We start from the raw sequence: 10,251 nt of genomic DNA on the forward strand, positions 1-10,251 counted from the left end.
GGCTCACGGGGGCGGGATTTCGGGTCACCACCGCCTAGCCTCACAGGGGTAGTGGAAACGTAACGGGCCCGCCGATTGGCGGGCCCGTTGCGTGTCGCTCACGAGTCAATCGTTACTCGCGGTAGGCGGCCTCTTTCAGTGCGCGGATGCGATCGTCCAGGGGAGGGTGGCTGGCAAAGAGTTTCTCCACCAGTGAACGGGTCTGGCCCTTGGTGATGGCCATGGCACGCAGGGTGTCGGGCATCTGGTCGGGCAGCTCGGTCTCGGCCTTGAGGCGGGCGAGGGCATTGATCATGGCCCCGGAGCCGGCCAGCTTGGCACCGGCGGCGTCGGCGCGATACTCGCGGAAGCGCGAGAACCAGGCGACGATGGCCGAGGCAGCAATGCCGAAGACGATCTCGGCCACCATGACCACCGCGAAGTAGCCCATGAAGCCCAGGCCGCCCTCGCCATCGCTACGGGCGCGCAGGAACTGGTCGACCAGCTGGGCCACTACCCGGGCGAAGAACATCACGAAGGTGTTCACCACGCCCTGGATCAATGCCAGGGTGACCATGTCACCGTTGGCCACGTGGCCGATCTCGTGGGCCAGCACCGCGCGCACCTCCTCGGGGCGCATGCGGTTGAGCAGCCCGGCGGAGACCGCCACCAGGGCGTCATCCTTGTTCCAGCCGGTGGCGAAGGCATTGGACTGCTGGGCCGGGAAGATGCCGACCTCCGGGGTCTTGATTCCGGCATCCCGGGCCAGCTCCGCCACGGTCTCCACCAGCCACTTCTCGGTGGCATTTGACGGTGTCTCGATCACCACGGTGCCGGTGCTGCGCTTGGCCATCCACTTGGAGATGAACAGCGAGATCATCGAGCCGGCCATGCCGAAGATGAAGCAGAAGATCAGCAGGCTCTGGAAGTTGATCCCCTGGTCGCTAAGGTAGCTCTCCACGCCCAGCAGGCGCAGGGTGATGCTGGCCACCAGCAGTACCGCCAGGTTGGTGCCCAGGAAGAGCAGGATTCGCATCATGTCGGTGGATCTCCATCGATCATCGAAAGGGTGCCGCCCGTCGGGCGGCGTGGACAAGCTGTTGCTTAGATACGGCCAGGCAATGCGGGTTTCAAGCGCCGCTACTGACGGTAGCGCGACAGGAAGCGCGCGAAGCGGTCCAGGGCATCGCCCAGCTGGTCGGCCCAGGGCAGGGTGACGATGCGCACATGGTCCGGCTCCGGCCAGTTGAAGGCGGTACCCTGGACCAGCAGGATCTTCTCCTGGAGCAGCAGGTCGAGCACCATCTGCTGGTCGTCCTGGATATTGAAGACCTTGGGGTCCAGGCGCGGGAAGGCGTAGAGCGCGCCCTTGGGCTTCACGCAGGAGACGCCGGGGATGGCGTTGAGCTTCTCATGGGTGATATCGCGCTGGGCCAGCAGGCGCCCGCCCGGCAGGATCAGGTCGTTGATCGACTGGTAGCCGCCGAGGGCGGTCTGGATCGCATGTTGCGCCGGCACGTTGGCACACAGGCGCATCGAGGCGAGCATCGTCAGCCCCTGGATGAAGTCGGCGGCGCGCTGCTTGGCGATATTGCCGGAGAGGATCATCCAGCCGGAACGGAAGCCGGCGCAGCGGTAGCTCTTGGAGAGCCCGTTCATGGTCACCACCAGCTGGTCCTCGCCGGCGAGTGCCCCGGTGGAGACGTGCTCCACGTCGTCGTAGAGGATCTTGTCGTAGATCTCGTCGGAGAACACCACCAGGTCATGCTGGCGGGCGATCTCGAGCAGCTCGCGCAGCACTTCCGGCGGGTAGACGGCACCGGTGGGGTTGTTGGGGTTGATGATCACGATCGCCCGGGTGTGGGCGGTGATCTTGGCGCGGATATCGTCCAGGTCCGGCGCCCAGTCGGCCTGCTCGTCGCAGCGGTAGTGGACGGCGTGGCCGCCGGCGAGGTTGGCCGCGGCGGTCCACAGCGGGTAGTCGGGGGCCGGGATCAGCACCTCGTCGCCGTCATTGAGCAGCGCCTGCAGGGCCATCACGATGAGCTCGGAGACGCCGTTGCCGATATAGATGTCCTCGATGCCGACGCCCGGGATCTCCCGGCGCTGGCACTCCTGCATGATCGCCTTGCGCGCCGAGTAGAGGCCCTTGGAGTCGCAGTAGCCCTGGGCGGTGGGCAGGTTGCGCATCACATCCTGGAGGATCTCCTCGGGGGCCTCGAAGCCGAACGGGGCAGGGTTGCCGATGTTGAGCTTGAGGATGCGCTGGCCTTCCTCCTCCAGGCGCTTGGCGTGGTCGAGCACCGGGCCGCGGATGTCGTAGCAGACGTTGTGCAGCTTGTGCGATTTCCTGATCGGGGTGGTATCCATGTCGTTCGGTGTCCAGGTCGGCGAGGGCGATAGGATTATGCGTCGTGCGGGGGCTCGGCGTCATCGGCGCCATCCGGCTCGATGACGGGCTCCGGGGGAATGTCTGCCGGGGTCTCCAGGGACAGGCGGCCGAGCTTGCCGTCGCGCAGCTCATGCAGCAGCACCTCGGCACCGCGATGCAGGTCTACCTCGCCGCCGGGGCGCAGACCGCCACGCCGGCCGGCGATATCGGCCAGTATCGCGTGGCCGTCGAAACCGGCCACGGCCAGCAGGTCCACGCGCAGCGGGCCGTCGGCCTCGACCCGTGCGGCTTCCGGGTTGGCCTGGTAGCCGGGCAGCGCCTTGAGCTTGTAGCGGGCCTTGAGGGCCTCGGGGTAGCGGCGGGCCAGCTCGGCGGCGGCGACCACCGCCACGTCCACGTAGTCGATGGCGGTGTCGCGGATGGCGCCGCTGGCCGCCAGGCGGTAGGCGCTGGCCTGGTCCTCGATCTTGGGCCATAGGACCCCGGGGGTGTCGATCAGCGCCACGTGCCCGCCGATGCGCACCTTCTGCTGGCGCTTGGTCACCGCGGGCTCGTTGCCGGTCTTGGCGATGCTCTTGCCGGCCAGGCCGTTGATCAGGGTCGACTTGCCGACGTTGGGTATGCCCATCACCATCACCCGCACGTCGCGGTCGGCGCGGACCGCCCCGGCGAGCTCGTGGCAGAGCCTGGGGATGCGCTTGAGCTCGCGGGCGTTGGTGGTGGTCACGGCGAGCGCGCGCATGTCGGGCTGGGCGTCGAAATAGGCCACCCACTCACGGGTGCGCTCCGGGTCGGCCAGGTCGGCCCGGGAGAGGATCTTGAGCACCGGCTTGTGGCGGGTAAGCTCGGCGAGCATGGGGTTGGCGCTGGAGTAGGGCAGGCGGGCGTCGAGGACCTCGATCACCACGTCGATCTCCGGCAGCGCCTCGGTAATCTGGCGCCGCGCCTTGTTCATGTGTCCCGGGTACCAGCCGAGCATGGACCTCTCCTGCCTTCAAAAGAATCGGCCGCCCATCTTAGCAGATGCGCGGCCGCGGCAGGATGGGATGTCTATTCGCCGGCGTGGAAGTCCAGCGCCACGGAGTTGATGCAGTAGCGCAGGCCGGTGGTGTCGGCGGGGCCATCGGGGAAGACGTGGCCGAGGTGCGCATTGCAGCGCGCGCAGGTCACCTCGGTGCGGCGCATGCCGTGGGAGGTGTCGAGATGCTCTGCGACACAGGAGGGGGTCATGGGCCGGTCGAAGCTCGGCCAGCCACAACCGGCCTCGAACTTGTGCTCGTTCTCGAACAGCGGGGCGTTGCAGCAGACGCAGTGGTAGATGCCGTGCTCGTCGGTGACCCGGCAGTCGCCGCTGAAGGGCGGCTCGGTGCCCTTCTCGCGAGTAACGCGGTACTGCTCGGGGGTCAGCTGCTCGCGCCATTCGGCGTCGGGCTTGTCGATCTTCCAGGGCATGGCGGCTCTCCTTGTCGTCGGGGCAATGCTCCTATTGTGGCACGCACCGGGCATGGCGGGGGAGTCCTTGCCGCGGTAGCGGTCACGACGCCTCAACGCAGTCGCCCCCGGTGGCGTGCCGGGGGCGCGAGTCTCGGGGGAGTCGAGGAGGGGGTCAGACGTTGAAGCGGAAGTGGATCACATCGCCGTCCTGGACGATGTACTCCTTGCCCTCCAGTCGCCACTTGCCGGCGTCCTTGGCACCCTGCTCGCCACCCAGCGTGACGAAGTCGTCGTAGGCGATGACCTCGGCGCGGATGAAGCCCTTCTGGAAGTCGGTGTGGATCACCCCGGCGGCCTCGGGGGCGGTGGCACCCACCTGCACGGTCCAGGCGCGCACCTCCTTCACCCCCGCGGTGAAGTAGGTCTGCAGGCCGAGCAGGGCGTAACCGGCGCGGATCACGCGGTCGAGCCCCGGCTCCTGCATGCCCATCTCGTCGAGGAACATGGCACGCTCCTCGTCGTCGAGCTCGGCGATCTCGGCCTCGAGCTGGTTGCATACCGGCACCACCACGGCGCCTTCCTCGGCGGCGATCTCCTTGACCACGTCGAGATAGGGGTTCTCCTCGAAGCCATCCTCGTTGACGTTGGCGATGTACATGGTGGGCTTCAGCGTCAGGAAGCCGAACCCCTTGAGCTGGTGCTTCTCGTCGTCGTTCAGGCCGAAGCTGCGCAGCGGCAGGCCCTCGGCGAGATGGGGCTGGATGCGCTCGAGGATCGCCTTGGTGGCAATGGCCTCCTTGTCGCCGCCCTTGGCCACGCGCACTAGGCGCTGGATGGCGCGCTCCACGGTGTCGAGGTCGGCCAGTGCGAGCTCCATGTTGATGATCTCGATATCCGCCCGCGGATCGACCTGGTTGGCGACGTGGATCACGTTGTCGTTGTCGAAGCAGCGCACCACATGGGCGATGGCCTGGGTCTCGCGGATATTGGCCAGGAACTTGTTGCCCAGTCCCTCGCCCTTGGAGGCGCCGGCGACCAGGCCGGCGATATCCACGAACTCCATGGTGGTGGGCAGCACCTTCTGGGGCTTGACGATCTCCGCCAGCTTGTCGAGACGCGGGTCGGGCATCGGCACGATGCCGACGTTGGGCTCGATGGTGCAGAAGGGGAAGTTCTCGGCGTCGATGCCGGACTTGGTCAGGGCGTTGAAGAGGGTCGACTTGCCGACATTGGGCAGGCCGACGATACCGCAGTTGAAACCCATGGGAGTGTCCTGGAAAGCGTGTTCGCGATTGGAAAGTGGCGACCATTCTACCCGACTGGAGGGCAAGCTATAAGCTGGAATAGCGCCGCTGCGCGGCTGGCTCTTCCGCCTCAGGCGGAGAAGCTGTGCAACCGGTTCATGGCCCGGGCCCACTCTCCGTCGAGGGCGTCGGGCAGGGTGGCCAGGCACTCGTCGATGGCAGCCTCGATGGCGATATGCTCGGCCTTGCCGGGGCGCCCGAGCACATAGTTCGTTACCTGGCGCGAGTCCCCGGGGTGACCGATGCCGAGGCGCAGGCGATGGAAGCCGCGTTCGTTGCCCAGCGCGCTTGCGATGTCGCGCAGGCCGTTGTGGCCGCCGTGGCCGCCGCCGGTCTTGTAGCGGGCGCTGCCCGGGGGCAGGTCCAGCTCGTCGTGGGCCACCAGCAGCTCATCCGGTGCCAGCTTGAAGAACTGGCAGAGTGCTGCCACCGCACCGCCGCTGCGGTTCATGAAGGTGGTGGGGTTGAGCAGGTGGAGGTCACGCCCCTCGAACTGGACCCTGGCATGCAGGCCCAGGAACTTGCGGTCCGCCCGCAGTTCGCCGCCGGCGCGGCGTGCCACCGCCTCCACCAGCCAGGCCCCGGCGTTGTGACGGGTGGCCTCGTAGTCGGCACCGGGGTTGCCCAGGCCGATGATCGCTCTGACCTGACTCATCTATCACCTCCAAAAAAAATCAAGCGCCGGGGCGCTTGATCATCAGCAGGAGGGCCGCGCCTGGCGCGGCCCCTGAGCGGGTGAGGATCACTCCTCGCCCTTCTCGCCCTCTTCCTCGTCCTCGGCGGCTTCGCCTTCGTCTTCCTCGGCGCGCACCTTCGGCTTGGCGATGCTGAGCACGGCGTTGTCGTGGTCTTCACCATGGGTCAGGTCGACCAGGGTGACACCGGCCGGCAGGCTCAGGTCGGAGAGGTGCAGGGTGGTGCCCAGCTCGACCTCGGAGATGTCGACTTCCAGATAGTCGGGCAGATCCTTGGGCAGGCAGCTCACCTGGACTTCGTTGGCCAGCACGTGCAGCTCGCCGTCCTGGTCCTTGATGCCCTTGCACTTGTCCTCGCCCACCACGTGCAGCGGCACGTTCAGGGTGATCTCGTGGGTAGCATCCACACGCAGGAAGTCGGCGTGGGTGACCAGCTGCTTGAAGGGGTGACGCTGCAGGTCACGAACCACCACCTGCTCGCTCTTGCCGTCGACCACCAGGTTGAGGATGGAGGAGAAGAAGGACTCTTCCTCGATCGCCTTGTAGAAGGCGGACTTCTCGACGGCGATCGGCTGGGGCTCCTTCTCACCACCGTAGATGATGGCGGGAACCTGCTCGTTCGCACGACGCAGGCGGCGGCTCGCACCTTTCCCCAGGTCGTTACGAACACTGGCGTTGAGAGTAAAATCGGACATGGAATTGCCTCTTGCTTGAAGTAGGAAAGCGTCAGGGACCGCGACCAGAGCCCTGACGCTTCCGGATGCCCCGAAGGGCGCTTTCCGGCGCCTGTTCCCGAGGTTGCCCTCAGTGGAGCTCTCTCAGTGGAACATGGCGCTGACGGATTCCTCGTTGCTCACCCGACGGATCGCCTCGGCAATCAGCCCGGCCACGCTCAGCTGGCGGATCCTGCCGCTGCGACGTGCGGGTTCGGAGAGCGGAATGGTGTCGGTGACCACCACCTCATCGAGTACCGAGCCGATGATATTGTCGACCGCCGGGCCCGAGAGGATGGGGTGAGTGGCGTAGGCCACCACACGCTCGGCGCCGTGGTCCTTGAGGGCCTCGCCGGCCTTGCACAGGGTGCCGGCGGTGTCGATCATGTCGTCCACCACCACGCAGTTGCGACCCTCGATCTCGCCGATGATGTGCATCACCTGGGCCTGGTTGGCCGCGGGGCGACGCTTGTCGATGATGGCGAGGTCGGCGTTGAGCTGCTTGGCGATGGCACGGGCGCGCACCACGCCGCCCACGTCGGGGGAGACCACCACCAGGTTCTCGTAGTTCTGGCGCTCGATGTCGTCGAGCAGGATCGGCGAGCCGTAGACGTTGTCCACCGGCACGTCGAAGAAGCCCTGGATCTGGTCGGCGTGGAGGTCCATGGTCATCACCCGGTCGACGCCGGCCTTGACCATCATGTCGGCAACGATCTTGGCCGAGATCGGCACGCGGGCGGAGCGTACGCGGCGGTCCTGACGGGCATAGCCGAAGTAGGGCACCACGGCGGTGATCCGCGATGCAGAGGCCCGGCGCAGGGCATCTATCATCAGGATCAGCTCCATCAGGTTGTCATTGGTCGGCGCACAGGTGGACTGCAGGACGAAGACATCCTTGCCGCGTACGTTCTCATTGATCTCTACCGCGATCTCGCCGTCGCTGAACTGACCGACCGTGGCGTTGCCCTGGCGGGTGTCCAGACTCTCGGCGATCTTGCGGGCGAGTTCGGGATTGGCGTTCCCGGCGAAAACCATCAATTTTGACACGCGCGGCCACCTATGCAGTGTGTTGGGTCATCGGGGGGCGGATCGGGTGTGATCAGCGATCCAGAGCGTCATGCAGCGGAGAGCGATTCAGGCCGTGGGCCTTGAAGGCCTGCCAGCGGCCGTCGATCTCGGCCAGCAGCCGGTCGGCCTGCTTCTCGTCTGCCAGGCTGGCGAAGATGCAGGCACCCGTGCCGGTCAGCATGGTCGGGGCTCGTCGCGCCAGCCAGTCCAGGGCTGCGGCTACCGGCGGATAGAGTGACCTGACCGTGGCCTCGCAGTCGTTGCGCCAGCTGGACGCTCCCCCCTGCAGGGCGCGCGCCATGGTAATCGGGGGGGTGTGGCGTGTCAATTCGGGGGCCCGGAATACCGCCGGGGTGGCCACCTCGATACCGGGGTGGACCACCACGAACCAGGGCGTGTCGAGATCCACCGGCGTGAGGCGCTCGCCGATCCCCTCCGCCCAGGCGGCGTGGCCGCGCACGAAGACCGGCACATCGGCGCCCAGCACCAGGCCCAGTTCGGCGAGGCGGTCGAGCGACAGCCCCAGTCCCCAGAGAGCGTCGAGGCCGAGCAGGACGGTCGCGGCATCCGAGCTGCCACCGCCCAGGCCGCCACCCATGGGCAGGCGCTTCTCCAGGCGAATATCGGCGCCCACCCGGCAGCCACTCTCCGTCTGGAGCCGGCGCGCTGCCCGCACGATCAGGTTCTGGTCATGGGGCACGCCGGGAACCTCCGGCGTCAGCCGGATCTCGCCATCCTCGCGCCGGGCCAGGTGCAGGGTGTCGCCATGATCGAGAAACTGGAACAGCGTCTGCAGCTCGTGGTAGCCGTCCGCGCGCCGCCCGGTGATATGCAGCATGCGGTTGAGCTTGGCGGGAGCCGGCAGGACCAGCGGTCTGGCGCGTGTCGCGGTCATGCTGGTGTCTCCCCGCTCACTCATCGACGACGGGGCGCCAATCGTTGACCACCAGGGTCACGCGCAGATCACCGTAGGTCATCACCAGGCGTCTCGGTAGCCACAGGCCGTCGGTATGGAGCCAGTCGCGGTAGTCGACCTTCCAGCCATCCTGTTCGAGGCGAGCCGGGAAGCCCAGTTCGTCCTCCTCGAGCCGATAGTCGCTGGCGTCGCCGGGCAGGCCGCGGATCCAGTCCGACAGTGCACCGAGCGGCAGCGACCAGCCGAGCTGCTGCTCCATCAGCGCCTCGGGAGTCTCGGCCTCGAAGCGCCCTTCGGAGGTGGTCAACGAGAAGCGCCCCTCGCGGCCCTCAAGGGTAGTGCGGCCGCCGCCGAAGGGACCACTGATCAGCAGGCGATAGTAGTGGGGGTGCTGGCTCCAGTCGAGATTGGCGCTGGTGGAGTCCTCGGGGGTGCGCAGCCCGGCCTTGCCGGCCAGCTGCCAGGTATCCAGCGACTCGATGCGTGACTCCTGGGCCTGCCACTGCCCCGCGGCTCGCTCCCCCTCGGGCAGCTGAGCCTGTCGGGCGCAGCCGGCGGCCAGGGCCATCAGCAGCAGGGCGGCGGTGAGTCGAAGCGGGTGTCTGCGTCGCATGGCGGTCTCATGGTCGGGTGGGCGTGTCATCGGGGGCAATCCCCGGGAGGCGTTGTAGCAGGTCGTCGATCAGCGGGCGTTCGTCGAAGCGCTCGAGGGCCTCGCCGACCAGTTCGCGGGCCTCCTCGCGGCGGTCCAGGGCCCACAGCACCTCGGCCAGATGGGCGGCGATCTCCTGGTCGGGCATGACGCGATAGGCGCGCTCCAGCCAGGGCAGGGCAGCTTGCGGGTCGCCCTGGCGGTAATGCACCCAGCCCAGGCTGTCGAGGATGGCGGGGTTGTCGGGCTCGAGGGCATGGGCGCGCTCGACCAGGTTTCGGGCCTCCCCGAGGCGTGCCACAGGGCCCTGGTCGGCCAGGGTGTAGCCCAGGGCGTTGAGGGCCATGGCGTTGTCGGGGTTGCGCTCGATGATGCGCCTCAGGTCGCGCTCCATGCCCGCCAGGTCGCCTGCTTCCCAGGCGCGCATTCCACGCAGGTAGAGCAGTTGTTCGTCGTTGGGGGTGCGGGCCAGTTCGCGGTCGAGCAGGGCGTCGGCGTCCTCGCCGAGACCCTCGCGGTCGAGCAGCTCGACTTCCAGGGAGACCAGTTCGCTGAACCAGTCGTCGTGGCGCAGCCGCTCGTTGCGCAGGAAGGTGCGCGCGTCATCCAGCCGGTCGTCCTCGACCAGCATCTCGGCGGCCCGCAGCCGGCTGAGCAGGAAGCCCTGCTCCGGGGGTACCTGGCGGTAATAAAGCAGGGCGTTGTCGATCTCGCCCTCGGCGCGGGCGATATCGCCGAGCAGCAGGAAGGAATCGGCGGGGGCCTCGGGGGACTCCACCAGCGGCAGCAGCAGGCGCCGCGCCGGCTCGTGGTGCCCTTCGTCAAGGTAGAGGCGGGCCAGGCCGATGGCCAGCGCGCTGTCACCGGTATGCTCCTCGAGCAGGGCGTCGGTCTGCGCCTCGGCGGCCGCGACGTTGCCCAGGCGCAGCTCGCTCTGGGCCAGCAGCAGGATGAAGCGGGCATCGCCGGGCGAGACCTCGAGGCCGCGGCGTGCGGCGCTGCGGGCGGCACGCGGGTCGTCCGCCTCCTGGGCCAGCCGGGCACGGGTCAGCCACAGGGCCGGCAGCTCCGGGGCTCGGGCACCGAGACGCTCCAGGC

At 67.7% G+C, this 10,251-nt stretch carries 11 protein-coding genes; all 11 read right to left on the bottom strand.

From position 1 onward, the window contains the following. Positions 1-112: 112 nt before the first annotated feature. Positions 113-1,018 (bottom strand): protease HtpX, encoded by a 906-nt coding sequence (gene htpX / locus LWH48_RS17385; protein WP_161432446.1) that lies wholly within the window; start codon positions 1,016-1,018, stop codon positions 113-115. Positions 1,019-1,119: 101 nt separating this feature from the next. After that, a complete protein-coding gene (locus tag LWH48_RS17390) occupies positions 1,120-2,349 on the bottom strand; it encodes a pyridoxal phosphate-dependent aminotransferase (protein WP_232913564.1) in 1,230 nt (409 codons plus the stop codon). A gap of 35 nt (positions 2,350-2,384) precedes the next feature. Then, positions 2,385-3,350, bottom strand: coding sequence for a ribosome biogenesis GTPase YlqF (ylqF, locus tag LWH48_RS17395; protein WP_232913565.1), 966 nt, complete (start codon positions 3,348-3,350; stop codon positions 2,385-2,387). A gap of 71 nt (positions 3,351-3,421) precedes the next feature. Further along, the gene (msrB, locus tag LWH48_RS17400) at positions 3,422-3,823 is read right to left on the bottom strand and encodes a peptide-methionine (R)-S-oxide reductase MsrB (protein WP_161432443.1); all 402 of its coding nucleotides are present in this window, start codon (positions 3,821-3,823) and stop codon (positions 3,422-3,424) included. Between the two features lie 154 nt (positions 3,824-3,977). Beyond that, positions 3,978-5,069 carry a redox-regulated ATPase YchF gene (ychF, locus tag LWH48_RS17405; protein WP_232913566.1) on the bottom strand — a complete coding sequence of 364 codons (1,092 nt, stop codon included), beginning with the start codon at positions 5,067-5,069 and terminating at the stop codon, positions 3,978-3,980. Positions 5,070-5,179: 110 nt separating this feature from the next. Next, on the bottom strand, positions 5,180-5,764 hold the full coding sequence (pth, locus tag LWH48_RS17410) for an aminoacyl-tRNA hydrolase (RefSeq protein WP_232913567.1): 585 nt from the start codon (positions 5,762-5,764) through the stop codon (positions 5,180-5,182). A gap of 87 nt (positions 5,765-5,851) precedes the next feature. Beyond that, positions 5,852-6,499 (bottom strand): 50S ribosomal protein L25/general stress protein Ctc, encoded by a 648-nt coding sequence (locus tag LWH48_RS17415; RefSeq protein WP_232913568.1) that lies wholly within the window; start codon positions 6,497-6,499, stop codon positions 5,852-5,854. 123 nt (positions 6,500-6,622) lie between these two features. Then, on the bottom strand, positions 6,623-7,564 hold the full coding sequence (locus LWH48_RS17420; RefSeq protein ID WP_232913569.1) for a ribose-phosphate pyrophosphokinase: 942 nt from the start codon (positions 7,562-7,564) through the stop codon (positions 6,623-6,625). A gap of 52 nt (positions 7,565-7,616) precedes the next feature. Next, entirely contained in the window at positions 7,617-8,480 is an 864-nt protein-coding gene (ispE, locus tag LWH48_RS17425; protein WP_232913570.1) for a 4-(cytidine 5'-diphospho)-2-C-methyl-D-erythritol kinase, read from the bottom strand. A gap of 16 nt (positions 8,481-8,496) precedes the next feature. Continuing rightward, positions 8,497-9,114, bottom strand: coding sequence for a lipoprotein insertase outer membrane protein LolB (lolB, locus tag LWH48_RS17430; RefSeq protein WP_232913571.1), 618 nt, complete (start codon positions 9,112-9,114; stop codon positions 8,497-8,499). Between the two features lie 7 nt (positions 9,115-9,121). After that, on the bottom strand, positions 9,122-10,251 hold a 1,130-nt coding region (locus LWH48_RS17435), incomplete at its 5' end, for a tetratricopeptide repeat protein (protein ID WP_232913572.1).

It is taken from the genome of Halomonas sp. G15, assembly GCF_021282295.1.
In the GTDB taxonomy this organism is placed as follows: Bacteria; Pseudomonadota; Gammaproteobacteria; order Pseudomonadales; family Halomonadaceae; genus Halomonas; species Halomonas alimentaria.